Source organism: Actinomadura sp. 1N219 (genome assembly GCF_044326405.1).
Classification (GTDB): Bacteria; Actinomycetota; Actinomycetes; order Streptosporangiales; family Streptosporangiaceae; genus Spirillospora.
This window is the reverse complement of sequence record NZ_JBIRAY010000002.1, coordinates 41633-66465: the sequence shown is the minus strand read 5'-3', so window position 1 is coordinate 66465 and position 24833 is coordinate 41633. Positions and strand designations below refer to the sequence as shown.

The 24833-nt window shown below is 71.8% G+C and carries 20 protein-coding genes; 19 read left to right on the top strand and 1 reads right to left on the bottom strand.

Annotated features, from left to right (window positions below):
• Nucleotides 1–217: 217 nt before the first annotated feature.
• From pyrR to metK, 13 genes are all read left to right on the top strand, one after another.
• A complete protein-coding gene (pyrR, locus tag ACH35V_RS09065; RefSeq protein WP_395972032.1) occupies nucleotides 218–838 on the top strand; it encodes a bifunctional pyr operon transcriptional regulator/uracil phosphoribosyltransferase PyrR in 621 nt (206 codons plus the stop codon).
• Nucleotides 835–1776, top strand: a complete 942-nt coding sequence (locus ACH35V_RS09060; protein WP_131968133.1) for an aspartate carbamoyltransferase catalytic subunit — start codon at nucleotides 835–837, stop codon at nucleotides 1774–1776. The genes pyrR and ACH35V_RS09060 overlap by 4 nt, the downstream gene beginning before the upstream one ends.
• Nucleotides 1773–3056 carry a dihydroorotase gene (locus ACH35V_RS09055; RefSeq protein ID WP_395971206.1) on the top strand — a complete coding sequence of 428 codons (1284 nt, stop codon included), beginning with the start codon at nucleotides 1773–1775 and terminating at the stop codon, nucleotides 3054–3056. The genes ACH35V_RS09060 and ACH35V_RS09055 overlap by 4 nt, the downstream gene beginning before the upstream one ends.
• On the top strand, nucleotides 3053–4183 hold the full coding sequence (carA, locus tag ACH35V_RS09050) for a glutamine-hydrolyzing carbamoyl-phosphate synthase small subunit (protein WP_395971205.1): 1131 nt from the start codon (nucleotides 3053–3055) through the stop codon (nucleotides 4181–4183). The genes ACH35V_RS09055 and carA overlap by 4 nt, the downstream gene beginning before the upstream one ends.
• Nucleotides 4183–7599 carry a carbamoyl-phosphate synthase large subunit gene (gene carB / locus ACH35V_RS09045; RefSeq protein WP_395971204.1) on the top strand — a complete coding sequence of 1139 codons (3417 nt, stop codon included), beginning with the start codon at nucleotides 4183–4185 and terminating at the stop codon, nucleotides 7597–7599. Before carA ends, carB begins: the two co-directional genes overlap by 1 nt.
• Before the next feature lie 80 nt (nucleotides 7600–7679).
• Complete coding sequence (locus ACH35V_RS09040) at nucleotides 7680–8567, top strand: dihydroorotate dehydrogenase electron transfer subunit (RefSeq protein WP_395971203.1); 888 nt, start codon at nucleotides 7680–7682, stop codon at nucleotides 8565–8567.
• The gene (locus ACH35V_RS09035) at nucleotides 8564–9544 is read left to right on the top strand and encodes a dihydroorotate dehydrogenase (protein WP_395971202.1); all 981 of its coding nucleotides are present in this window, start codon (nucleotides 8564–8566) and stop codon (nucleotides 9542–9544) included. Before ACH35V_RS09040 ends, ACH35V_RS09035 begins: the two co-directional genes overlap by 4 nt.
• The gene (pyrF, locus tag ACH35V_RS09030) at nucleotides 9541–10227 is read left to right on the top strand and encodes an orotidine-5'-phosphate decarboxylase (RefSeq protein ID WP_395971201.1); all 687 of its coding nucleotides are present in this window, start codon (nucleotides 9541–9543) and stop codon (nucleotides 10225–10227) included. The genes ACH35V_RS09035 and pyrF overlap by 4 nt, the downstream gene beginning before the upstream one ends.
• A gap of 797 nt (nucleotides 10228–11024) precedes the next feature.
• Nucleotides 11025–11351: an integration host factor, actinobacterial type gene (gene mihF, locus ACH35V_RS09025; protein ID WP_026405770.1), complete on the top strand. Its 327-nt coding sequence runs from the start codon at nucleotides 11025–11027 to the stop codon at nucleotides 11349–11351.
• Nucleotides 11352–11510: 159 nt separating this feature from the next.
• The gene (gene gmk, locus ACH35V_RS09020) at nucleotides 11511–12104 is read left to right on the top strand and encodes a guanylate kinase (protein ID WP_395971200.1); all 594 of its coding nucleotides are present in this window, start codon (nucleotides 11511–11513) and stop codon (nucleotides 12102–12104) included.
• A 25-nt stretch (nucleotides 12105–12129) separates the two neighbouring features.
• Entirely contained in the window at nucleotides 12130–12384 is a 255-nt protein-coding gene (gene rpoZ, locus ACH35V_RS09015; protein ID WP_121435004.1) for a DNA-directed RNA polymerase subunit omega, read from the top strand.
• Nucleotides 12385–12457: 73 nt separating this feature from the next.
• Entirely contained in the window at nucleotides 12458–13678 is a 1221-nt protein-coding gene (gene coaBC, locus ACH35V_RS09010; RefSeq protein WP_395971199.1) for a bifunctional phosphopantothenoylcysteine decarboxylase/phosphopantothenate--cysteine ligase CoaBC, read from the top strand.
• Nucleotides 13679–13911: 233 nt separating this feature from the next.
• Nucleotides 13912–15117 carry a methionine adenosyltransferase gene (gene metK, locus ACH35V_RS09005; protein WP_395971198.1) on the top strand — a complete coding sequence of 402 codons (1206 nt, stop codon included), beginning with the start codon at nucleotides 13912–13914 and terminating at the stop codon, nucleotides 15115–15117.
• Nucleotides 15118–15189: 72 nt separating this feature from the next.
• Here the strand turns inward: metK and ACH35V_RS09000 are convergent, their stop codons facing one another.
• Nucleotides 15190–16866 (bottom strand): MFS transporter, encoded by a 1677-nt coding sequence (locus tag ACH35V_RS09000; protein WP_395971197.1) that lies wholly within the window; start codon nucleotides 16864–16866, stop codon nucleotides 15190–15192.
• 134 nt (nucleotides 16867–17000) lie between these two features.
• Here ACH35V_RS09000 and ACH35V_RS08995 point away from each other — a divergent pair, with 134 nt between their 5' ends.
• From ACH35V_RS08995 to ACH35V_RS08970, 6 genes are all read left to right on the top strand, one after another.
• The gene (locus ACH35V_RS08995) at nucleotides 17001–19106 is read left to right on the top strand and encodes a primosomal protein N' (RefSeq protein ID WP_395971196.1); all 2106 of its coding nucleotides are present in this window, start codon (nucleotides 17001–17003) and stop codon (nucleotides 19104–19106) included.
• Between the two features lie 16 nt (nucleotides 19107–19122).
• The gene (locus ACH35V_RS08990; protein ID WP_395971195.1) at nucleotides 19123–20931 is read left to right on the top strand and encodes a hypothetical protein; all 1809 of its coding nucleotides are present in this window, start codon (nucleotides 19123–19125) and stop codon (nucleotides 20929–20931) included.
• A 65-nt stretch (nucleotides 20932–20996) separates the two neighbouring features.
• Complete coding sequence (def, locus tag ACH35V_RS08985; protein ID WP_395971194.1) at nucleotides 20997–21542, top strand: peptide deformylase; 546 nt, start codon at nucleotides 20997–20999, stop codon at nucleotides 21540–21542.
• Nucleotides 21543–22469 carry a methionyl-tRNA formyltransferase gene (gene fmt, locus ACH35V_RS08980; protein ID WP_395971193.1) on the top strand — a complete coding sequence of 309 codons (927 nt, stop codon included), beginning with the start codon at nucleotides 21543–21545 and terminating at the stop codon, nucleotides 22467–22469.
• A complete protein-coding gene (locus ACH35V_RS08975) occupies nucleotides 22469–23875 on the top strand; it encodes an RsmB/NOP family class I SAM-dependent RNA methyltransferase (RefSeq protein ID WP_395971192.1) in 1407 nt (468 codons plus the stop codon). Before fmt ends, ACH35V_RS08975 begins: the two co-directional genes overlap by 1 nt.
• A gap of 12 nt (nucleotides 23876–23887) precedes the next feature.
• A complete protein-coding gene (locus ACH35V_RS08970) occupies nucleotides 23888–24826 on the top strand; it encodes a phosphatase PAP2 family protein (protein ID WP_395971191.1) in 939 nt (312 codons plus the stop codon).
• Nucleotides 24827–24833 lie beyond the last annotated feature (7 nt).

Genomic DNA, 24833 nt, shown 5'->3' with positions numbered 1-24833 from the left:
CGCAGGGCCCGGAACGCGGGCGCTCGCGGGTCTGTCGCGGCTCCGAATGTGACGCCTCTCACCTGCGAAGACGCCGACCGGCCCGGGCGCGGCGCGGTGCGGCGCGGCTGCTACCGTGGGGGACGCAAGACGTCCTTTAAGGCCCGTCCCGTGAGGCGGGAAAGGAGTTTCCGTGGTGAATGCTGCCTCCAGGCCGGAACGGCCCGCGGCGGCGCGCGTGGCGGACGGTGATCCCCGGCCCAAGGCCGTTCTCGAGGGTCCCGACATCAGGCGCGCGCTGACCCGTATCGCACACGAGATCCTCGAGCGGACCAAGGGCGGCCATGACGTCCTCCTGCTCGGCATCCAGACCCGCGGCGTCACGCTGGCCGAGCGGCTGGCCGGGGCGCTGCGCGAGGTCGAGGGCCGCCCGGTGCCCTGGGGCTCGCTCGACGTGACCATGTACCGGGACGACCTGCGGATGCGTCCGGCCCGCGCCCTCGGCCGCACCGAGCTGCCCCCCGAGGGCGTCGACGACCGGGTCGTCGTCCTGGTCGACGACGTGCTGTTCTCCGGCCGGACGGTCCGCGCCGCCCTCGACGCGCTCAACGACCTCGGGCGGCCGCGCGCCGTCCAGCTCGCCGTGCTCGTCGACCGCGGGCACCGGCAGCTGCCGATCCGCGCCGACTACGTGGGCAAGAACCTGCCCACCTCGATGCGGGAGACCGTGAAGGTGCTGCTGGACGAGAACGACGGGCGCGACGCCGTCCTGCTCGGCCCGACCCTGGCCGAACCGGCCCAGCAGGACCCGACTCAGCAGAACCCGGCCCAGCAGAACCCGACGGGGGGCGCCGAATGAACCGCCATCTGATCTCGGCCGCCGATCTGAGCCGGGACGACGCCCTGCTCGTCCTCGACACGGCCGAGGAGCTCGCGCAGATCGCGGGCCGGTCCATCAAGAAGCTGCCGACGCTGCGCGGCCGGACGGTCGTCAACCTCTTCTTCGAGGACTCCACCCGCACCCGCATCTCGTTCGAGGCCGCGGCCAAGCGGCTGTCCGCCGACGTCATCAACTTCTCCGCCAAGGGGTCGAGCGTGTCGAAGGGCGAGAGCCTGAAGGACACCGCCCTCACGCTGGAGGCGATGGGCGCGGACGGCGTCGTCATCCGGCACGGCGCGTCCGGCGCGCCGCACCGGCTGGCGGGCTGGGTGCAGGGCAGCGTCGTCAACGCCGGCGACGGCACGCACGAGCACCCGACCCAGGCCCTCCTGGACGCGTTCACCATGCGTAAGCGGCTCGGCGACCTGGACGGCCGCAAGGTGACGATCGTCGGCGACGTCCTGCACAGCCGCGTGGCACGATCCAACGTGCTGCTGCTCCACACGCTCGGCGCCGACGTGACCGTGGTCGCGCCGCCGACGCTGCTGCCGGTCGCCATCGGCACGTGGCCGTGCTCGGTGTCCTACGACCTGGACGGCGTGCTGCCGAAGAGCGACGTCATCATGATGCTGCGCGTCCAGCAGGAGCGGATGAACGCCGCCTACTTCCCGACCGTCCGGGAGTACAGCCGCCGCTACGGGCTGGACGCCGAGCGCATGGCGGCGCTGCCCGACCACGCCATCGTGATGCATCCCGGCCCGATGAACCGCGGCGTCGAGATCGCCGCGGAGGTGGCCGACTCGGTCCGCTCCACCATCGTCGAGCAGGTCGCCAACGGCGTCAGCGCCCGCATGGCCGTCCTGTACCTGCTGCTCGGAGGCTCCGAGTCCGCCATCGGCCAGGAGGTGTCCAAGTGAGTTTCCTTATCAAGGGCGTGCGGATTCTCGGTGGGGAGGCCACCGACATCCTGGTCCGGGACGGCTCCATAGCCGAAGTGGGTTCCCGCCTGGACGCGGCCGACGCGCAGACCGTCGACGCCGACGGCCTCATAGCGCTGCCTGGGCTCGTCGACCTGCATACCCACCTGCGCGAGCCGGGCCGCGAGGACGCCGAGACCGTCGAGTCTGGGACGAAGGCCGCCGCGATGGGCGGATACACCGCCGTCCATGCGATGGCCAACACCGACCCAGTGGCGGACACGGCCGGGGTAGTCGAGCAGGTATGGCGCCTAGGACGCGAGGCCGGATACTGCGACGTCCAGCCAGTCGGAGCGGTCACGCGCAGTATCGCCGGTGAACAGCTCGCGGAACTGGGCGCGATGGCCGATTCCGCCGCGCGGGTACGGGTCTTCTCAGACGACGGCCACTGCGTGTCGGACGCGGTCATCATGCGCAGGGCGCTGGAGTACGTGAAGGCGTTCGACGGCGTCGTCGCCCAGCACGCGCAGGAGCCGCGGCTCACCGAGGGCGCGCAGATGAACGAGGGCGAGATGTCGGCCGCGCTCGGCCTGCGCGGCTGGCCCGCCGTCGCCGAGGAGGCGATCATCGCGCGGGACGTGCTGCTCGCCCAGCACGTCGGGTCGCGGCTGCACGTCTGCCACGTGTCCACGGCCGGGTCCGTGGAGATCATCCGGTGGGCGAAGAGCAAGGGCTGCCCGGTCACCGCCGAGGTCACCCCGCACCACCTGCTGCTGAACGACGCCAAGGCCGAGAGCTACGACCCGATCTTCAAGGTCAACCCGCCGCTGCGCACCGCCGACGACGTCGCGGCGCTGCGGCACGCCCTCGCGGACGGGACGATCGACTGCGTCGCCACCGACCACGCCCCGCATCCGGTCGAGGCCAAGGAGACCGAGTGGGCCGTCGCCGCGATGGGCATGATCGGCCTGGAGACGGCGCTGCCCGTCGTGCAGGAGGCGATGGTCGAGACCGGGCTGCTCGACTGGGCCGGGGTCGCCGACCGCATGGCCGTCCGTCCCGCGCGCATCGGCCGCTTGAGCGGACAGGGTCGTCCGCTGGAGGCGGGCTCGCCCGCCAACATCACACTGTACGACCCGTCGCCGCGCCGCGCCGTGGACCCGTCGGCCATGACGTCCAAGAGCCGCAACAGCCCATTCGCGGGTCTGGAGCTGCCCGGACGGGTCGTCGCCACGTTCCTGCGCGGCGCGCCGACCGTCCTGGAAGGGAAGCTTCAGTGAGCCCTGCTCTGCTCGTTCTGGAAGACGGCAGGGTCTTCCACGGGGTCGCGTACGGGGCCGCGGGGGAGACGTTCGGGGAGATGGTCTTCAACACCGGGATGACCGGCTACCAGGAGACCCTCACCGACCCGTCCTACGCGCGCCAGATCGTGGCGATGACGTCGCCTCACATTGGCAACACCGGCGTCAACGGCGAGGACCCGGAATCGCGCCGTATTCAGGTGGCCGGCTATGTGGTGCGTGAGCCCGCGCGTGTGGCGTCCAACTGGCGGGCCACCGGTTCGCTGGGTTCGGCGCTGCGCGACCAGGGAGTGGTGGGCATCGCCATTTCAGGCACGCGCGCGCTGACGCGGCACCTGCGCGACAGGGGCGCTATGCGCGCCGCCATCTTCAGCGGGCCGGACGCGGTAGCGCCTGGCGAGAAGGCACTGCTGGAGCGTGTGCGGCAGAGCCCTTCGATGGAGGGCGCCGACCTCGCACGCGACGTTTCGACCGAGGAGCCGTACGTCGTCCAGGCGAAGGGTGAAAAGCGCTACACCGTCGCCGCCGTCGACCTGGGCATCAAGTCGATGACGCCTTATCGGATGTCCGAGCGGGGCTGTGAGGTGCACGTACTGCCCGCCACCAGCACGACCGACGACATCCTCGCCCTGAACCCGGACGGTGTGTTCTTCTCCAACGGCCCAGGCGACCCCGCCGCGGCCGACTACGCCGTGGACGCGTTGAAAGGCGTCCTAGACGCGGGCACGCCGTTCTTCGGGATCTGCTTCGGCAACCAGATATTCGGCCGCGCGCTAGGGCTCGGGACGTACAAGCTGAGGTTCGGCCACAGGGGCATCAACCAGCCCGTCCAGGACCGGACGACGGGCAAGGTCGACGTGTCGGCCCACAACCACGGCTTCGCCGTGGACGCCCCCACGGACGGCCCGTTCGACACGCCCTACGGCCCAGGCGAGGTCAGCCACGTCAACCTGAACGACGGGTGCGTGGAAGGGCTGAGGCTGCTGGAGCGTCCGGCGTTCAGCGTTCAGTACCACCCGGAGGCCGCGGCGGGCCCGCACGACGCGTCCGGGCTCTTCGACCGCTTCTGCGAGCTGATGGACGAGCGGATGGAGGGGCAGACGTAATGGCGCGCCGTGAAGATCTGAAGTCCGTCCTGGTCATCGGCTCGGGGCCGATCGTCATCGGGCAGGCCTGCGAGTTCGACTACTCCGGCACGCAGGCGTGCCGCGTCCTCAAGGCCGAAGGGCTGCGGGTGACGCTCGTCAACAGCAACCCGGCCACGATCATGACCGACCCCGAGTTCGCCGACGCCACCTACGTCGAGCCGATCACCCCCGAGGTCGTCGAGAAGATCATCGCGAGGGAGCGGCCGGACGCGCTGCTGCCCACCCTTGGGGGCCAGACGGCCCTGAACACGTCCATAGCGCTCTACGAGGCCGGGGTCCTGGCCGAGTACGGGGTCGAGCTGATCGGCGCCGACGTGGACGCGATCCAGGCCGGGGAGAACCGGGAGAAGTTCAAGGACGTCGTCGCGAAGGTCGCCCGCGAGCGGGGCCTGAACGCCGAGTCCGCCCGGTCGGTCATCTGCCACTCGATGGACGACTGCCTCGCCGCCGCCGGAAGCCTCGGCTACCCGGTCGTCGTGCGGCCGTCGTTCACCATGGGCGGCGCCGGCTCCGGGTTCGCGCACGACGAGGACGACCTGCGCCGCATCGCCGGGGCGGGGCTCGACGCGTCCCCGACCACCGAGGTCCTCCTGGAGGAGTCGATCATCGGCTGGAAGGAGTACGAGCTGGAGGTCATGCGCGACCGCCACGACAACGTGGTGATCGTGTGCTCGATCGAGAACCTCGACCCGATGGGCGTGCACACCGGCGACTCGATCACCGTCGCGCCCGCGCTGACGCTGACCGACCGCGAGTACCAGAACATGCGGGACGTCGCGATCGCCGTGATCCGCGAGGTCGGCGTCGACACCGGCGGCTGCAACATCCAGTTCGCCGTGCACCCCGGCACCGGCCGGATGATCGTCATCGAGATGAACCCGCGGGTGTCGCGGTCGTCGGCGCTGGCGTCCAAGGCCACCGGCTTCCCGATCGCGAAGATCGCGGCGAAGCTGGCGATCGGCTACACGCTGGACGAGATCCCGAACGACATCACCCGCGAGACGCCCGCGTCGTTCGAGCCCACGCTCGACTACGTCGTGGTGAAGGTGCCGCGGTTCGCGTTCGAGAAGTTCCCCGGCGCGGACGGCACGCTCACCACGCACATGAAGTCGGTGGGCGAGGCCATGGCCATCGGACGCTGCTTCACCGAGGCGCTGCAGAAGGCTCTGCGGTCACTGGAGCAGAAGGGCTCGTCGTTCAGCTGGACGGGTGCCCCCGACGCCGCCGAACTGGTCGAGGCTGCCAAGCGCCCTCATGACGGACGGCTCAAGGTCGTCCAGCGCGCGCTCTGGGCCGGAGCCGGCATCGAAGAGCTGTACAAGGCGACCGGCATCGATCCCTGGTTCCTGGACCAGATCGCTGCCATCAACGAGGTCGCCGAAGAGATCCGCACCGCCGACGATGCCCTCACCAAGGAGAAACTGCTGCGCGCCAAGCGCCACGGGTTCTCGGACGCGCAGATCGGTGAACTGCGCGGCCTGTCTGAGGAAGTCATCAGGGAACTGCGGCGTGCGCTCGGCGTCCGTCCCGTCTACCTGACCGTGGATACATGCGCCGCCGAATTCGAGGCGCAGACCCCGTATCTCTACTCGGCCTACGACGAGGAGACGGAAGTACCGCCCGGCGCCAAGCCCAAGGTGCTCATCCTCGGCAGCGGACCCAACCGCATCGGTCAGGGCGTCGAGTTCGACTACTCGTGCGTCCACGCGTCGTTCACGCTGGCCGAGGCGGGCTACGAGACCGTGATGGTCAACTGCAACCCCGAAACGGTCTCCACCGACTACGACACCTCCGACCGGCTCTACTTCGAGCCGCTCACACTGGAGGACGTCCTAGAAGTCGTCTACGCGGAACAGCAGTCCGGTGAGGTCGCAGGGGTCATCGTGCAGCTCGGCGGCCAGACGCCCCTGGGCCTCGCACAGAAACTCAAGGACGCCGGCGTCCCGATCGTGGGCACGTCGCCGGAGAGCATCCATCTCGCGGAGGAGCGGGGCGCGTTCGGACGCGTCCTGCACCGGGCCGGGCTGCTCGCGCCCAAGCACGGGACGGCCACGTCCTACGAGGACGCTCGCGAGATAGCCGCCGAGATCGGTTACCCGGTTCTCGTGCGTCCCTCGTACGTGCTCGGCGGGCGCGGCATGGAGATCGTGTACGACGACGTCACGCTGGAGTCGTACATGGCCCGCGCCACGGAGGCCAGCCCAGAACACCCCGTCCTCGTCGACCGCTTCCTGGACGAGGCCATCGAAATCGACGTCGACGCCCTGTTCGACGGTGAAGACCTGTACCTCGGCGGGGTCATGGAGCACATCGAGGAGGCCGGAATCCACTCCGGCGACTCGGCGTGCGCCCTGCCGCCCATCACGCTGGGGCACGACGACATCCGCCGCATCCGGGAGGCGACGGAGGCGCTCGCACGCGGCGTCGGGGTGCGCGGGCTGATGAACGTCCAGTACGCGCTGTCCGCGGGCGTCCTGTACGTCCTGGAGGCCAACCCGCGCGCGTCCCGCACCGTCCCGTTCGTGTCCAAGGCGACCGCCGTGCCGCTCGCCAAGGCCGCCGCACGCGTCATGATGGGCGCCACGATCGCGCAGCTGCGCGCCGAGGGGATGCTGCCCGAGGCGGGCGACGGCGGCAGCCTGCCGCTGGACGCGCCCATCGCGGTGAAGGAGGCCGTCCTGCCGTTCGACCGGTTCCGCAACGAGAGCGGCCAGGGCGTCGACATCGTCCTCGGCCCCGAGATGCGCTCCACCGGCGAGGTCATGGGCATCGACGAGGTGTTCGGCACCGCGTTCGCCAAGTCGCAGCAGGCCGCCTACGGCGGCTCGCTGCCGACCAAGGGGCGCGTCTTCGTGTCCGTGGCCAACCGCGACAAACGGCACATGGTGTTCCCCGTCAAGCGCCTCGCTGACCTGGGCTTTGAGATTCTTGCCACGGAAGGGACCGCGGAGATCCTGCGCCGCAACGGCGTGCGTGCCAAGATCGTGCGCAAGCACAGCGCGGGTCCGGGACCGTCCGGCGAGCCCACGATCGTGCGGCGCGTCCTGGACGGCGAGGTCGACCTCATCGTCAACACTCCCTTCGGCAGCCCCGGCCAGTCCGGGCCCCGGCTCGACGGCTACGAGATCCGTACCGCGGCCGTGCTGCGGGGCGTACCGTGCGTGACGACCGTCCAGGGCCTGGCCGCGGCCGTGCAGGGCATCGAGGCCGTCGCCGGGGGGCAGGTCGGCGTCCGCTCCCTCCAGGAGCACGCCGAGCGGCTCAGCGGCGCCCACGGGCGCACCGGCGCGCACGCCGCGGACGAAGGCCCGCGCACCGGCGCGCAGGCCGTGGACGGAGACCGGGCTGTGGACGGAGACCGGGGAGCCGGGTGACAGAACCGGGCGGGCCGGGCGGCGGGCGTGCAGGACGGCCCGCCGCCCGCCCCCCGCACGCGACGAGGAGAGGGAGACGGGTGTCCGACACGCCGGTGCAGACGTCGGCGACGGTCCTGACGGTCCGCCAGGTGCAGGACTACCACGCGATGACGCTGGTGGCCCCCGCCGTCGCCGAGCGGTTCAGGCCCGGCCAGTTCGTGGCCCTCGCCGTCGGCGGCGAGCACACGTCCCGGCTGATCCGCCGCTGCTTCGGGGTGCACGAGGTCAAGTCCGACTACGGCGGCACCGTCGAGCTGGTCTTCGCCGACACCGAGCCCGGCACCGCCTGGCTCGCGGGACGCCGCTCCCGCGACCAGATCGACCTCGTCGGTCCGCTCGGCCGCCCCTTCCGCCTGCCCCGCGACCCCGTCAGCTGCCTGCTCGTCGGCGGCGGACCCGGCGGCGCGGCCGTGTTCGCGCTCGCCGACACGCTGCTGCGGCGCGGCTGCCAGGTGCACTTCGTGCTGGGCGGGCCGTCCGCCAAGCAGGTGTTCGGCTCCCGCATGGCGCAGCGCATCGGCGACAGCGCGACCGTCGCCACCGACGACGGGTCGATGGGGGAGAAGGGCAGCGTCCGCGACGTCCTGCCCCGCGTCATTGAGGAGACGGGCTCGGACGTCGTCTACGGCTGCGGCCCCACCACCCTCCTCCGTTCGGTCACGCAGGTCGCCACCGACTTCGGCCTCCCGTCCCAGGTGTCCGTCGAAGAGTTCCTGCAGCGGACGGGCGCGTGCGGCATCGGCGTGTGCATGACGTGCATGCTCCCCGTCCACGGCGAGGACGGCGTGACCCGGATGATCCGCGCCTGCGCGGACGGGCCCGTCCTGCGCGGCGACCTCGTCCGCTGGGGCGACCTCGGCACGATCCCGTTCGACGCGCTCGGCGCGCCGCGCGTCCTGAGCGTCTCCGAGGGGGGCTCCCAGTGAGCGACCGCGTCAGGACCACGCTCGGGCCCCTGGAACTGCCCAACCCCGTCATGACGGCTTCCGGGTGCGGCGGGACGGGACGCGAACTCGCCCAGTTCTTCGATCTCTCCCGCCTTGGAGCGTTCGTCACGACCTCCGTGATGCCCCAAGCGCGCGCGGGACGACCCACACCTCGTGTGTCCGAAACCCCTTCCGGTTTGTTGACCGCAATGGGCCTACCGGGGCCTGGTGTGGAGACTTTCCTGGAAAACGAGCTTCCGTGGCTCATGGAGCAGGACGTCCGGACGATCGTGTCCGTCGCCGGCAACAGCGTCGACGAGTACGGCGACGTCGCGCGCCGCCTCCGCAACGTCCCGGGGGTCGCCGCGATCGAGGTCAACATCGCCTGCCCGAACGTCGAGGACCGCGGCCGCATGTTCGCCTGGCACCCGTCCGCCGCGGCGTCCGTCGTCCGCGCCGTCCGCGACCACGCCCGGCCCGGCACGCCCGTCTTCGCCAAGCTCGCCCCCGACGTGACCGACATCGTCACCATCGCGCTGGCCTGCGTCGACGCGGGCGCCGACGGCCTCACCCTGATCAACACGATCGAGGCCATGGCGATCGACCCGCGGACCCTGCGGCCCGCCCTCACCGGCGTGTCGGGCGGCCTGTCCGGGCCCGCCGTCCGCCCCGTCGCGGTCCGCTGCGTCTACCAAGTGCACGCCGCGCTGCCGGGGACGCCCGTCATCGGCGTCGGCGGCATCGCCACCGGCCTGGACGCGCTGGAGTTCATCCTCGCCGGGGCCTCCGCCGTCGCCGTCGGCACCGCCGCCTTCCACGACCCCTCGGCCGCCCCGCGCATCCTGCGCGAGCTGGAGGAGGCCCTGGTCGCCCGCCGCATCGGCCGCCTCGCCGACGCCGTGGGCCTCGCGCACAAGCCCGCCGGGTACGTCCCGCCGCAGGTGCGCCCCGAAGAGCCCGACAAGGAGAAGCTGTGACCGCCCCCATCGCCGTCGCGCTGGACGCGCCCGACCTGGAGACGGCCGCGCGCTGGGCCACCCTGGTCACCCCGCACGTCTCGACCGTCAAGGTGGGCCTGGAGCTCTACCTGCGGTACGGGCCGGACGTCGTCGCCAGCGTCCGCGGCGCCAGCCGCGTCCAGGTCTTCCTGGACCTCAAGCTGCACGACATCCCCGCCACCGTCCGCGGCGCCGCCCGCGCCGTGGCCAGGCTCAAGCCGTCCTACCTGACCGTGCACGCCGCCGGCGGCCCCGCCATGATCCGCGCCGCCGTCGAGGCCGTGCCCGCCACCAAGATCGCCGCCGTGACGGTGCTGACGTCGCTCTCAGAGGCCGATCTCACCTCTCTCGGCCTCGCGGGACCCGCCCCGGACGCCGTCCGCCGCCTGGCCGTCCTGGCCGTCGAGGCGGGCGCCCAGGCCCTGGTCTGCTCGCCCCAGGAGGCCGCCGCCGTCCGCGCGGAGGTCGGCCCCGGCATCACGCTCATCACCCCCGGCGTCCGCCCCGCGGGCGCCGCCAACCAGGACCAGGCCCGCGTCGCCACCCCCGAGGACGCCCTGGCCGCCGGCGCCGACCTCCTGGTCATCGGCCGCCCCATCACCGGCGCCCCCGACCCCGGCGCCGCGGCCGCCGCCATAGCCGCCGCCCTAAGGCGCGTATGAGCCGGAAGCCGTCCAGGCGCGTATGACCACAATGACCACAAATGGCGTGAGCGCGGTTCGCGACAACATCAGCCACTGCCGCAACCCGCAACAACCAAAACCGTCGCGATCGCGTCCTCGGCATGGCCCGATGGAGGAGAGCACTGCAATAAACAATGCCGAGGGGCCGACGATTCGGCATTGCTGAACGTGCTGAACGACCGAACTCGTTCACGCGGAGCGACGATTCACGCCCGGGGACGCCGCCGGCGCTACCGGCGGTGGTTCCGCGTCCGTGTGGGTGCCCTGGCGGTGGGCGGGGGAGCTGCTGCGGGGGGTGTGCCTCCGGGAGAAGAGGACGATCTTGGCGGGTGGCGCGTTGTCGAGGATGGCAGTTGCGAGGCCGCCGCGACGTGCGGAACGGCGCGGCGTGACGAGCGTCACTCGGTCGGGACGGTTTGTGGGGGACCTCACAGGAGCCGCCGGCGCCCGGCGCGGCGGGGCCGCCGGACGCTCCGCGGCGCGCCGCCCAAGGCGCCCCGGCGGGCCCCGGACGGCCCCGGAAAACCGGTACCGAATGCCGCATATGGGGTCAGAAAGGGGGGATTTTCACGATCATGCGAAAGTCCCAGCAAGGCGGGGGGATGCACCGCCAAGCGGCCCGAGTTGTGTACACTCTGTATTCAGGACACTCCGATGAGTGATTTTCGCGAATTTATGGCGGGCTAAACGGCACTTCACGTTGCCTAATGGGCGGTGAACTCGCTAGTTTCCCAACCCGTCCGACTCCGTCGAGTGGAAACCTGAGGTGACCCGGCGTGGCTCTTCCGCCCCTAACCCCCGAACAGCGCGCCGCAGCCTTGGAGAAGGCTGCCAAGGCGCGCAAAGAGCGGGCCGAGGTTAAGAATCGGCTCAAGCACGGGGGAACCTCGCTCGCCGAGGTTCTCAAAGAGGGTCAGTCCGACGACGTCATCGGAAAGATGAAGGTGTCGGCCCTCTTGGAATCGCTGCCCGGTGTGGGCAAGGTCCGTGCGAAGCAGATCATGGAGCGTCTGGGAATCGCCGAATCCCGCCGTGTGCGGGGTCTCGGCGCGAACCAGCGCGCCTCCCTGGAGCGTGAGTTCGGCGGAAGTGCGAACCGCTGACGCACGACTCACGGGCGGGCGCGGCGGCCAGACCGCCGCGGCCGGGCCGGGGCGACCCGGATCCGGCTCCATCCCGTCCGACCCCGGCGCCCCCGTCGACCGCTTCCCGTCCCCGGCAGGCCCGCGCAGGCCACGCCTCTGCGGACAGGCCGGATGAGAATGGCCGACCAAGCGCCGGAAGGCTCCGAATCGCATGACCCGCTCGCGCGGCGGCTGACGGTCCTCTCCGGGCCGTCGGGCGTCGGCAAGAGCACGGTCGTCGCCGAGATCCGGCGATCGCACCCCCGGGTGTGGCTGTCGGTCTCGGTGACCACCCGGTCCCCCCGGCCGGGTGAAACCCACGGTGTGCAGTACTTCTTCGTCGACGACGCCGGTTTCGACCGGCTCGTCGCCGAAGGGGAGCTCCTCGAATGGGCCGAGTTCGCGGGGAACCGCTATGGCACCCCGCGCCGGCCCGTCGAGGAGCGGCTCGCCCGCGGCGAGCCGGTGCTCCTGGAGATCGACCTCCAGGGCGCCCGCCAGGTCCGCCGGTCCATGCCCGAGGCCCGACTGGTGTTCCTCGCGCCCCCCAGCTGGGAGGAGCTGGTCCGCCGCCTCACCGGGCGCGGCACCGAGCCCCCCGAGGTGATCCAGCGGCGGCTCGACGCCGCCCGCGTCGAACTCGCCGCCGAGAAGGAGTTCGACGTCACACTCGTCAACACGTCCGTCCAGGACGTGTGCGAGGAGCTGCTAGCCTTGATGGTTGTTCACTAGTCGCGACCTATCGGAAGGCCACCGAGTGGCAGTCAGCAGTGAGGGCATCACCAACCCGTCGATCGACGAGCTCCTCGAAGTCGTCGACACCAAGTACGGCCTCGTGAGCATCGCGGCCAAGCGCGCACGGCAGATCAACGCCTACTACGCCCAGCTGGGCGAGGGCCTGCTGGAGTACGTCGGCCCGCTCGTCGAGACGCAGGTCCAGGAGAAGCCGCTGTCGATCGCCCTGCGGGAGACGCGCGAAGGCCTCCTGAACGCCGAGCCCATCGAGGGCTGAGCGCCCCGCTGCGGGGTCGCGTTCCCGGACCCCCGGCGCGCCCCCGTCCGGCGCCTGATGCGACAGTGACCGCATGACCTCCCCAAAGCCGCGCGTCGTCCTGGGCGTGAGCGCCGGCATCGCCGCCTACAAGGCGTGCGAGCTGCTCCGGCGGCTCACCGAGTCGGGCCACGACGTCACCGTCGTCCCGACCGAGGACGCGCTCCGCTTCGTCGGCGAGCCGACCTGGGCCGCCCTGTCCGGCCGCCCGGTCTCCACCAGCGTCTGGGACGACGTCGCCGGCGTGCCGCACGTCCGGCTCGGCCAGGGCGCCGACCTGGTGCTCGTCGCGCCCGCCACCGCCGACCTGCTCGCCAGGGCCGCGCAGGGGCTGGCGGACGACCTGCTCACCACCACCCTGCTCACCGCCCGGTGCCCGGTCGTGTTCGCGCCCGCCATGCACACCGAGATGTGGGATCACCCGGCGACCCGCGCGAACGTCGCGACGCTGCGGGCCCGCGGCGCCGTCGTGGTCGAACCCGCGTCCGGGCGGCTCACCGGCACCGACACCGGCCCCGGCCGGCTGCCCGACCCGGCCGAGCTGTTCGAGGTCGCCCGGCACGTCCTGGCCCGCGGCGCCGCCGGCCAAGACCTGGCCGGACGGCACGTCGTTGTCTCCGCCGGCGGCACCCGGGAGGCGATCGACCCTGTCCGCTTCATCGGGAACCGCTCGTCCGGGCTGCAGGGCTACGCGCTCGCCAGGACGGCCGTGGCCCGCGGCGCGCGGGTGACGCTCGTGGCCGCCAACGTCGCCCTGCCAGACCCGGCGGGCGCCGACGTCGTCGCCGCCGGGTCGACCGAAGAGATGCGCAAGGCCGTCCTGTCCGCCGCCGGCGACGCCGACGCGGTCGTCATGGCCGCCGCCGTCGCCGACTTCCGCCCCGCCGGCTACCAGGGCTCGAAGATCAAGAAGGCGGAGGGGACCGAGCCCGAGCCGATCCGGCTCGTCAAGAACCCCGACATCCTGGCCGAGCTCGGCGAGACCCGCCGCCCCGGCCAGGTGATCGTCGGTTTCGCCGCCGAGACCGACGACGTGCTCGCCAACGGGCGCGCCAAGCTCGCCCGCAAGCGCAGCGATCTGCTCGTCGTCAACCAGGTCGGCGAGCAGATGACCTTCGGACGGCCCGACAACGCGGCCGTCGTCCTCGGCGCGGACGGCACCGCGACCGAGGTGCCCCGCGGCCCCAAGGAGGCGCTCGCCGAGATCGTCTGGGATCTCGTCGCGGCCCGCCTCGAACCCCTGTCGCCCGATTGACGGCGCCCGCCCACGGCCCGCCCGTCCGGGCGTCCCGCCGTCCGTCCGGGCGTCCCGGCTCCGCCCTACCAGGACATCTAGCCGTTAACGAGCACGTTTCGAGATCCGCTCCGCGACGATCCCGCTAGACTTCGGCATTAGTACCTGTGAGGCAGGGGGCCCTTCCCCGCCGAATCCGAACACATATCCATTCTGCGACGACAGTCAGCAGCCGCTGCAAGGAGTGCACGTACGTGTCTCGCCGCCTGTTCACCTCCGAGTCCGTCACCGAAGGACATCCGGACAAGATCGCGGACCAGATCAGCGACGCGATCCTCGACTCGATGCTGAAGGACGACCCGAAGAGCCGGGTCGCCGTCGAGACGATGATCACGACCGGTCAGGTGCATGTGGCCGGTGAGGTCACCACCGAGACCTATGTGGACATCCCGGGCGTCATCCGGGAGAAGATCCTGGAGATCGGCTACGACTCGTCCAAGAAGGGCTTCGACGGCCACTCCTGCGGCGTGTCGGTGTCCATCGGCGCGCAGTCGCCCGACATCGCGCAGGGCGTCGACGACGCCTACGAGACCCGCGAGGGCGAGGACCGCGACAAGCAGGGCGACGACCTGGACCGGCAGGGCGCCGGCGACCAGGGCCTGATGTTCGGCTACGCCACCAACGAGACGCCCGAGCTGATGCCGCTGCCGATCACGCTGGCGCACCGGCTCGCGCAGCGGCTGTCGGCGGTCCGCAAGAACGGCGACGTCCCCTACCTGCGGCCCGACGGCAAGACCCAGGTCACCATCGAGTACGACGGCGACCGCGGCGTCCGCCTCGACACCGTCGTCGTGTCCAGCCAGCACGCCCCGGACATCGACCTCAAGGAGCTGCTGACCCCGGACGTCAAGGAGCACGTCGTCGACCCGGTGCTGGCCTCCTTCGACCTCGACACCGACGGGTACCGGCTGCTGGTCAACCCCACCGGCCGCTTCGAGATCGGCGGCCCGATGGGCGACGCCGGCCTCACCGGCCGCAAGATCATCGTGGACACCTACGGCGGCATGGCCCGGCACGGCGGCGGCGCGTTCTCCGGCAAGGACCCGTCCAAGGTCGACCGGTCCGCCGCGTACGCGATGCGGTGGGTCGCCAAGAACATCGTCGCGGCGCAGCTCGCCGACCGCGCCGAGGTCCAGGTCGCCTACGCGATCGGCAAGGCGCACCCGGTCGGCGTGTTCGTGGAGACGTTCGGCACCGAGAAGGTCGCCCCCGAGGCGATCGAGAAGGCGATCGCGGACGTGTTCGACCTGCGTCCGGCCGCGATCGTCCGCGACCTGGACCTGCTCCGCCCGATCTACCAGCAGACGGCCGCCTACGGGCACTTCGGCCGCGAGCTGCCCGACTTCTCCTGGGAGTCGACCGACCGCGCCAAGGACCTCGCGTCCGCCGCCGGTCTGTAACCGTCCGGAACGACCGAAGGCCCTGGGGACTGTGCGTCCCCAGGGCCTTTTCGTGCGTGTTCCGCCGGACGGTCAGGATTCGCAGGGTTCGCCGCGGCTGAGGTTGTAGCGGGCGGCAATGGTGAAGCGGCCGGGCTTGTCGGCCGTCAACCGGACGAATTCGCCCGCGCGCGCCAGGCAGGCGTCCCCGCCCGACACCCTGAGCCACGGCGACCAGGAGATGCGCACCAGGACGGATCCGCTGGACGGCATGTCGATGACGAGCTGACCAGCGTCCAGCTTGTTCACGGACGCCGGCCGGTCGACCAGAGGCGTCGAGCGGAGTACGCGGAACAGGCGCCAGTGCTCGTCCCGCCAGATCTCCGTCAGGTACGGCTGGCCGCCTTCGACGAGGGCGGCCTCGTCCCGGGCGGACCAGTCCGTCTCCTGCTCGGGCAGGACGACGTACTGCACCGCCCACTCGTGCAGCCAGTCGCGGTAGGAGTCGGCCGTCAGCGCGCCGTCCTCGTAGAACAGCTCGTGGCGTTCCGCGTCGACCTGGCGGTTCCAGCCCCGCGCGAGGACGAAATGGCGGCTCAGCCCGGACGACTCCCAGTGGGACCGCAGCGGGACGACCTCGATGCGCGCGTCGTCCGCCCCGACGGCCTTCAGCTCGGCGATGAGACCGCTGGCGTTCCCGGCGGCCCGCGCGGCGGGCTCGGTGTGGATCAGGTCGTCGACGGGCTTGATGACCTGCCAGGACGCGGTCACGATGAACGCGGCGGACAGTACCGCGATGCGGACGCGGCCGTGCGCGCGCGCCACGGCGGACAGCAGGAACATCCCGCCGAACAGGAGCGAGAGACGTTCGACGTTGCTACCGACCGGTGACGGGATCAGCCAGGTCAGCAGGATCCCGGCCAGGTACACGCCGGCGGCGACGCGGACGAGCGTCCAGCCGCGCGGCGCGCAGGTCAGCATGGCGATGACGCTGGCCACGGCGGGCAGGACGATGGCGCCGAGCGAGATCGGCTGGACGCCGCTGAACGGGAACAGCAGGCTCGTCGTCCCGACCACGACGGGAGGGCCGGCGGCGAGGCAGATCCCGGCGCGGCGGCGTCCGGTAAGGAACATCGCGGCGGCCAGCACCATGAGGAACAGGCCCGCGACGGGGCTCGCGAGCGTGGACAGCAGGCCGAGGCCCACCATGCCCGCCGCGCGCAGGGCGGGAGTGCCGCGCGGCGTGAACGCGACGATCGTCGCCATGAGCGCGAACGTGAGTCCGAGGCCGAACGTGACCCGTCCGGACGCCGCGTTGCACGAGAGGGCGAACGCGGCCCAGAGGGACGCGGGCAGCGCCACGGGCGCCTTGAAGCGCCGCAGCAGGTACGCGGTGAGGGCGGCGGAGAGCGTGCCGGACACGACGGCGACCGTGCGTATGCCGAACAGCGCCATCAGGTACGGCGACATGAGGCTGTAGGAGGCGGGGTGCATTCCGCCGTACCAGGCGAAGCTGTAGGCCGCGGTGGGATGCTTCCAGGCGAAGTCCGTCCAGGCGGCCTGGGCTGCGAGGTCGCCTCCCTCGGTCGCCAGGAAAAGCGCCCACACCAGGTGGAGGACGGCCGCGGCGACCGTGGCGGCGACCACCGGATGGCGGGCCCACTTCTTCCAGTTCTTCCAGGAGGCGGGGGACGCGGGGCCTGGGGAGCGGCGCGACGGCCCACGCCGGGCATGGGCGTCCGCCCGTTCTTGAGTATGCGCTGTGGTCATCGCCTGCACGGGCTCGTCGGACGGCGAGGGCGCAGAAGGGATCGGGCAATGGGCCAACGGATGCGCGCCCCGTACGAATGGGTCAACCCTAGCGTGCGCGGTCGGCTGTCGGGTTGATCTGGTAGGACGGGGGCGTGACCAAGGACGGCGGCGGAACTGACCTGATCCCGGGGCTGGGCGAGCTGCCGCGAACGTCCCCGGAGAAGGCGGAGAAGCCGGGCGAGGGGGGTAAGGCGGGCAAGGGGGGTAAGGCGCGGAAGAAGGGGGTGCGCCGTCCGGCCGAGGAGCTGCCCGTCGCGCGGATCGCGGTCGACATGTCTCTGCCGCATCTGGATCGTCCGTTCGACTATCTGGTGCCCACCGAGCTGGACGCCAAGACGGTGCCTGGGTGCCGGGTGCGGGTGCGGTTCGCGGGCCAGCTCGTCGACGGGTTCGTTCTGGAGCGGGTCGCCGAGAGCGATCACGAGGGGAAGCTGCTCTTTCTGGAGCGGGTCACGTCGTCCGAGCCGGTCCTCACGCCGGAGGTCGCCGCGCTGGTCCGGGAGGTGGCTGACCGTTATGCCGGTACCTTCGCGGATGTGCTGCGGCTGGCCGTCCCTCCACGGCATGCGCGTGTGGAAGCGGAACCTGTGGCGGCGTCCAGCGAGGCTGAGGGCGAACCGTCCGGTACGGAGGGCTCCGGTGCGTGGAGCGACTATCCGGCCGGGCCGTCGTTTCTCAGTGCGTTGGCCGATGGCAGGGCACCGCGGGCTGTCTGGACGGCACTGCCCGGCCTTGATTGGACGGCGGCCATAGCGCAGGCCGTCGCGGTGACCCTCCGCAGTGGGCGCGGCGCATTGGTGGTCGTGGCCGACGGACGCGACGTGGCCCGGATGAACACCGCGCTCAGGGCCGAGCTAGGGGAGGGCGTCCACGTCGCGCTGACGGCGGAACTGGGACCTGCGGAGCGCTACCGGAGATGGCTGGCTGTCTTGCGCGGCACTGCGCGAGCAGTCGTCGGCACGCGCGCCGCCATGTTCGCTCCCGTCGCCGATCTCGGCCTGGCCGTGCTGTGGGACGACGGCGACGACGTCCACGCCGAGCCGCACGCCCCGTACCCGCACGCGCGCGACGTCCTCGCTTTGCGCGCGCATAGGGCGAAAGCCGGGGCCCTCATAGGGGGGTTCACCAGGACCACCGACGCGACTCAGCTCGTTGAGTCCGGCTGGGCGCACTCGCTCACGGCCGACCGGGAACGTGTCCGGACGGCGATGCCCCGCGTCCGGTATGTGGGAGAGGATGCGCAGCTCGCCCGCGACGCCGCCGCCCGTAGCGCGCGTCTGCCGAACGTCGCGTTCGAGGCCGCCCGGCAGGCGTTGGGGGAGGGGCCGGTCCTGGTGCAGGTGCCCAGGCGCGGGTACGTCCCGGCCATCGCGTGCGGACGGTGCCGTACACCTGCTCAGTGCGTGGCATGCCAGGGCCCTCTGTCGCTGTCGTCGTCCCATGCCGCGCCCTACTGCCGCTGGTGCGGGCGTATCGCGGGTGACTGGCGGTGCCCGGAATGCGGGTTCGGCCAGGTGCGTGCCGTGGTGGTCGGTGCCAAGCGGACGGCGGAGGAATTGGGCAGGGCGTTCCCTGGCGTGCCCGTCCGCACCTCTGGACGTGACTCGATTCTTGAACGGCTCGGTCCGGAACGCGCTCTCGTCGTGTCCACGCCGGGGGCGGAGCCGCCCGCGGAAGGCGGATACAGCGCCGCGCTACTGCTGGACGGCTGGGTGCTGCTCGGACGGCCCGATCTGCGTGCGGGAGAGGAGACGCTGCGGCGCTGGATGAACGCGGCGTCGCTCGTCCGGCCGCAGGGTCCCGTCGTGGTGGCCGCGGAGGGGTCGTTGCCGCCCGTCCAGGCGCTCGTCCGGTGGGACCCGGTCACCTATGCGGAGCGGGAACTGGCGGAGCGCAAGGAGGTGGGTTTCCCGCCTGCCGCGCGGATGGCGTCGCTGACCGCGACCCCCGCCGCGATACGCGAACTCTTGGCCGATGCCCGCCTGCCCGATGGGGCCGAGGTGCTCGGTCCTGTGCCCGTTCCTTCTACGCCCGTTCCGGGGGCCGACGTGCAGGAGAAAGAGCGTGCGCTGATACGTGTGCCCAGGGCCGCCGGGCACGCCCTGGCGCGCGCGCTGAAGGAGGCTCAGGGCGTGCGCAGTGCGCGCAAGACGGCGGAGACGGTACGGGTCCAGATCGACCCGCTGGAGCTGATCTGACCAATAGGGTTCTCGGGTGGCTGAGAACTGGGTGGAGACCACTGCCGGCGACCTGCGGCGGTGGGCGGACGAGCGCGGCGAGGCGCTGGACGAGCAGGGCGCGCGCATCCTCCTCGAACTCCTGCGGGAGGAGATGGGCCTGGCGGGCCCGGCGGCGCTGACGCCCGAGGCGCTCCGCGAGCTGCTCCTGAGCGTGTTCCCGGAGTCCGTGGTCGCGGGCGGCGACGACGTCCCCACCGTCCTGGACGCGCTCCGCCGCATCGTCGCCTACCTGCGCGACACGGGCGCCGTGCCCGCGCCCGCCGCCGCCGACCTGGACGCCGAGATCGACCGGACCGGCCCCGCGTTCGCCGACCTCGTCGCCGAGTTGGACACCGATGAGCGGCAGGCCGCCGCGGAGGTCATCGGCGGCCTGATGCAGGCCGACGGGGTCTCCCTGGACGACCAGGAGGCCGTCGAGGCGTGGATCCGCGACTTCGAGGCGCTCCCGGAGGAGGAGCGCTACGCGCGCACCGAGGGCTATCTGCAGCAGGCCGAGGACCTGGTCGTCCCGCCTGTGCGGCTCGCTCCCGTGGCGGACGTGGCGGACGCCGCGCGCCGCTCCCGCCTGACCGAGAACGTTCTCGCCCTGGCGCGCTGGACGGGCGAACGCGCCCTCACCGAGCACGACACCCTCACCGAGTCCGACGCGGAGGCCGCGGCGCTCGCGCTGGGTCTGGAGGACTCGCGCAGCCACGGGCAGATGGAGGACGCGGGCGAACTGGAACGCCTCTGGTGGGCCGCCGTAGAGGCGAAGGTCATCACCGCCGAGGACGGCACGGCCAAGCCAGGACCTTCCCTGGACGGTCTCCAGTCCAGCGATGACTCGACACTGCTCGCCTCCTGGCTCCCGTTGTTCGAGGCGATGGTCGTCCCAGGGCACGACTACGCGGACGGCCTGGACGCGGTGGAACTCGTCCAGAACGAGATGACGGGCGTCCTCATCCACCTGTACGAGCAGGAGGCGCCCACCGAGCCCGAAACGCTCCTCGGCGCACTGCTCGACCACGTGGAAGAGTCCTACGACCTCACCGACGCCGAGACCATGTCCACGCTCGTGTCGGACGCGTTCTTCCTCGAACTGGCCATGTTCGCCGAGTGGGGCGTCGTCGAGGAGTCGGGCAAGGGACGCGAGCTGACGCCGCTGGGCGTGTGGGCCGTCCGGGAGCTGCTGCTGGCGGACGGGTTCAGCGCGCCCGTCGTCGGTGACTTGGCCGGGGCCCGCGCGTCCGAGCTCATCGACGGGCTGACCTGGTACCGGCCCGACGCCGCCGACGAGGAGATCGACGGCTGGCTGGCCCGCCACGACCCCAAGGACGCCGCAGCCGACCTGCTGGACGTCATGCGGACGGGCGGTCCCGGCGCGCGCAACCTCGCCGCCGCCGTCCTGCACCGCATCGGCCCCGAGGCGGCGGCCGTCGTCCGCGCCGCGCAGGAGCATCCGCTGGTCTCGCCCTACGCCGCGCTCTGGCTGAACGCCGCGGGAGACCCGTCCGGACGGGAACTGGCGCGCGAGGAGTACCTCTGGGTGTTCGTCGACACCGTCGCCGGGATGCTGGAGACCGCCGAACCCGACGAGGCGGTCGAGGCGGCCCTCATCGACGCGCCGCCTGGAGCGGAGATGACGGAGATGGTCGACGACCTGTGGCGCACCGACCATCCCGCTGTGGCCGACGTCCTGGAGGCCCTGGGCGCGCACCACCCCGACAAGGGCACCGCCAAGGCCGCCCGGACCGCCGCCTACAAGGCGCGTTCCGCGCACCGGGGCGCGCACCGCAGCGTGTGAAACGTCCGTACGTTGCTCCGTAGACTGGACGGAGCAACCCCGCCCCGCACGAAACGGAGTCCTCGTTGGCCGTCAAGCCCATCCGCCTCTTCGGTGACCCCGTGCTGCGCACCCCGGCGGAGCCGGTGAAGGACTTCGACAAGGAGCTGCGCCAGCTCGTCAAGGACCTCACCGACACGATGATCGACGCTCCCGGGGCCGGCCTGGCCGCGCCGCAGCTCGGCGTGGGCCTGCGGGTGTTCACCTACTACGTCGACGACCGGCTGGGGCACGTGGTCAACCCGACCCTGGACCTGTCGGAGGAGCAGGAGACCGACGACGAGGGCTGCCTGTCCCTGCCCGGCCTGGCGTTCCCCACGGCGCGCGCCGTCCGGGCCGTGGCGAAGGGCTTCAACATGCACGGCGAGCCGATCACGCTGGAGGGCACGCATCTGCTGGCCCGGTGCGTCCAGCACGAGACCGACCACCTCGACGGCGTGATCTTCATCGACCGGATGGACCCCGAGCAGCGCAAGGCCGCGATGAAGGCGATCAGGGAGGCCGAGTGGTTCGGCGACCCGGCCCCGGTCGTCAAGGAGTCGCCGCACCGCACCCTCGGGAAGGCGATCTAGATGCGGCTCGTCTTCGCCGGGACGCCCGAGACCGCGCTCCCGGCCCTCACGGCGCTGCTGGGGTCCTCGCACGAGGTGGCCGCGGTCGTGACCCGCCCGGACGGGCGTTCGGGTCGTGGGCGGCGTCTCAGCGCCGCCCCGGTGGCGTCCCTCGCCGCGGAGGCGGGCGTCGAGGTGCTCAAGCCCGCCAAGGCCCGCGACCCCGAGTTCCTCGACCGGCTCCGGGAGATCGCGCCCGACTGCTGCCCCGTCGTCGCCTACGGAGCGCTGCTTCCACGGGAGGCCCTCGACATCCCCAGGCACGGCTGGGTGAACCTGCACTTCTCGCTGCTGCCCGCCTGGCGCGGCGCCGCGCCCGTCCAGCGCGCGATCCTGCACGGCGACGACGTGACCGGCGCGGCCACGTTCGAGATCGAGGAGGGGCTGGACACGGGGCCGGTCTACGGCGTCCTCACCGAGCCGATCCTGCCGACCGACACCACCGGTGACCTGCTGGGCCGCCTCGCCGTCGCCGGTGCGAGCCTGCTGCTGGACACGATGAACGGCATCGAGGCGGGCGTCCTGGAGCCGCGTCCGCAGCCGACGGAGGGCGTGTCCCACGCGGCCAAGCTCACACCAGAGGACGGTCGCGTCGACTGGAAGTCCCCGGCCCAGCACATCGACCGCCTCGTGCGCGCCTGTACGCCCGCCCCCGGCGCGTGGACGAACTTCCGCGATACGCGCGTCAAGCTGGGGCCGGTCCGTCCGGCCCCTGAAGCCGACAAGCTGTCGCCTGGCGCGCTGCATGCCGGGAAGAACGAAGTGCTGGTGGGGACGGCCACGCACCCGGTCGCCCTAAGCGAAGTCCAACCGCAGGGCAAGCGCGCCATGGCCGCGGCCGACTGGGCCCGCGGCATCAACCTCATCGGCAAGGACGCGCTGCACTGATGCCTCCCGCCCGCAACCGACGACGCACCGAGAACCGCAGGCCGGGCGGGCCGCGCAAGACGGGCCGCCCCCAGGACCTCGTCCGGCGCACCGCGTTCGACGTGATCCGCGCCGTCGAGACGCGCGACGCCTACGCCAACCTCCTGCTGCCTTCCCGCTTGCGCGACCGGGGCCTCACCGGCCGCGACGCCGCGCTCGCCACCGAACTCACTTACGGCACGCTCCGCGGCCGCGGCACCTACGACGCGGTGCTCGCGCTGTGCAGCGACCGCGAACTGCGGCGCATCGACGCGCCGCTCCTGGACGTCCTGCGCCTCGGCGCCCACCAGATCCTCGCCACGCGGATCCCGCCGCACGCCGCTGTGGGGACCACGGTCGAGCTGGCGCGCTCTGTCTCCGGCCCTGGACAGGCCAAGTTCGCCAACGCGGTGCTCCGCAAGGTCGCCACCCGCGACATGGACGCCTGGCTGGAAATCGTTGCGCCCGCCGACGCCGACACCACCACGCGTCTCTCCATCCGGCACAGCCATCCCAAGTGGATCGTGTCCGCGCTGCGGGACGCCGTCGGCAACGGCGAGATAGAAGACCTGCTCGCCGCGGACAACGCCCGTCCACGCGTCGCCCTGGTCGCTCGTCCTGGCCGAGCCACCGTGCAAGAGCTGTACGACGCGGGCGCGGAACCTACTCCGTATTCGCCCTATGGGGCCCTTCTGCAGGAGGGTGACCCGGCGGGTATCGCGGCTGTCCGCGATGGGCGCGCCGCCGTCCAGGACGAGGCGAGCCAGATGGTCGCCTTGGCTTTGATCGAGGCGCCCTTGGACGGCCGTGACTCACGCTGGGCGGATCTCTGCGCAGGTCCTGGAGGCAAGGCGGGTCTTCTCTCCGCCCTTGCCGCCCAGCGAGATGCGCGGCTCCTGGCCGCCGACGTCCAGCCCCACCGCGCCGCCCTCGTCCGGGACGCGGTCGACGACCGTGCCGGTGTGGTCGCCGCCGACGGCACCGCACCCGCATGGCGGCCCGCGTCCTTCGACCGGGTCATGGTGGACGCCCCGTGCACCGGCCTGGGCGCGCTCCGCCGCCGCCCAGAGGCACGCTGGCGACGCGGCCCCGAATCGGTCGCGGAGCTGGGCACCCTGCAGCGGAAACTGCTCACCGCGGCACTGGAGTCCGTCCGGCCCGGCGGTGTGGTCGCCTACGTCACCTGTTCCCCGCACCTCGCCGAGACGCGGGTCGTCGTGGACGACGTCCTGCGCGGCCGCGACGACGTCGAACGCGTCGACGCCCCCGCCGCCCTAGCGTCTGTCGCCCCCGATCTCACCAACGTCGGTGACGGCCCTTACGCACAGTTCTGGCCGCACCGCCACGGCACGGACGCGATGTTCCTGGCCCTGCTGCGTCGCACCTGACCTGGGGGACCCGTGCTGACCGGCTTCATGCATGTCGTGTCGTTCCTGGGGAGCGCGGCGTTCTACGTCCCTCTGCTCGCCGTCCTGTTCTGGTGCGTCGCTCCGCGTCTGGTGGCGCGGGCCACGGTCATCCTGCTGTTCAGCGCGTTCCTCAACACGCTCCTCAAGCTGGTCTTCCACGACCCCCGCCCCTACTGGACGGATCCCGCCGTCGAGGGCAAGGCGTCCCACACGTCGTTCGGAATGCCGTCGGGCCACGCGCAGAACGCCCCCGTCGCCTGGGGGTTTTTCGCCGCTCAGACCAGGCGGTGGCCGCTGTGGGTGGGCGCGGCCGTCGTCATCGCCTTGATCGGGGTGTCCCGCGTCTATCTCGGCGTCCACTCGATCGGGCAGGTGCTGGGCGGCTGGGCCATCGGCATGGCCCTCCTGGTGGCCGCGCTAGGACTGGAACCCGTCATCGTCCCGTGGTGGACTCGCCGCCATCTGGCCGTGCAATTGACCCTCGCCCTCGTCCTCTCCCTGCTGCTGCTTGCGGCCGCCTGGGGCGCGGTGCAGCCACTCGAAAACTGGCAGTGGCCAGGTGCCTGGGCACGTGCCGTCCGAGAGGCAGGAGGACAGACCGAGCCCGTCACCCTCATCGAATCGGCCAGGGCCACAGGCGGATTCTGCGGAGTCCTGGCCGGGCTCTCCCTGCTCGCAGCACGCGGCTGGTTCGATGCGGGAGGAAAGCTCTGGCAGCGCCTGGCGCGCCTCCCCGTGGGCATCGCCGGTGGCTTCGCCATCGCCCTGCTGGATGGATCGAACCTGGTCCAGGCGTTCGCCGTCCAGACGGTGCTCGGCCTCTGGGTCACCGCGGGCGCGCCGGAGGCGTTCGTCCGCCTCCGCCTGGCCGGACGCCCCGCGCACGCAGTCGCCCGGCCGGGTGACGACCGGTCGGAACTGCGCCAATAGACTCGCG

Bases quoted from the DNA above. Each gene is read 5' to 3' on its own strand.
- ACH35V_RS09060 (WP_131968133.1), top strand. From the start codon at position 835: ATGAACCGCCATCTGATCTCGGCCGCCGATCTGAGCCGGGACGACGCC.
- carB (WP_395971204.1), top strand. From the start codon at position 4,183: ATGGCGCGCCGTGAAGATCTGAAGTCCGTCCTGGTCATCGGCTCGGGG.
- gmk (WP_395971200.1), top strand. From the start codon at position 11,511: ATGGCCGACCAAGCGCCGGAAGGCTCCGAATCGCATGACCCGCTCGCG.
- coaBC (WP_395971199.1), top strand. From the start codon at position 12,458: ATGACCTCCCCAAAGCCGCGCGTCGTCCTGGGCGTGAGCGCCGGCATC.
- ACH35V_RS09000 (WP_395971197.1), bottom strand. From the start codon at position 16,866: ATGACCACAGCGCATACTCAAGAACGGGCGGACGCCCATGCCCGGCGT.
- fmt (WP_395971193.1), top strand. From the start codon at position 21,543: ATGCGGCTCGTCTTCGCCGGGACGCCCGAGACCGCGCTCCCGGCCCTC.
- ACH35V_RS08975 (WP_395971192.1), top strand. From the start codon at position 22,469: ATGCCTCCCGCCCGCAACCGACGACGCACCGAGAACCGCAGGCCGGGC.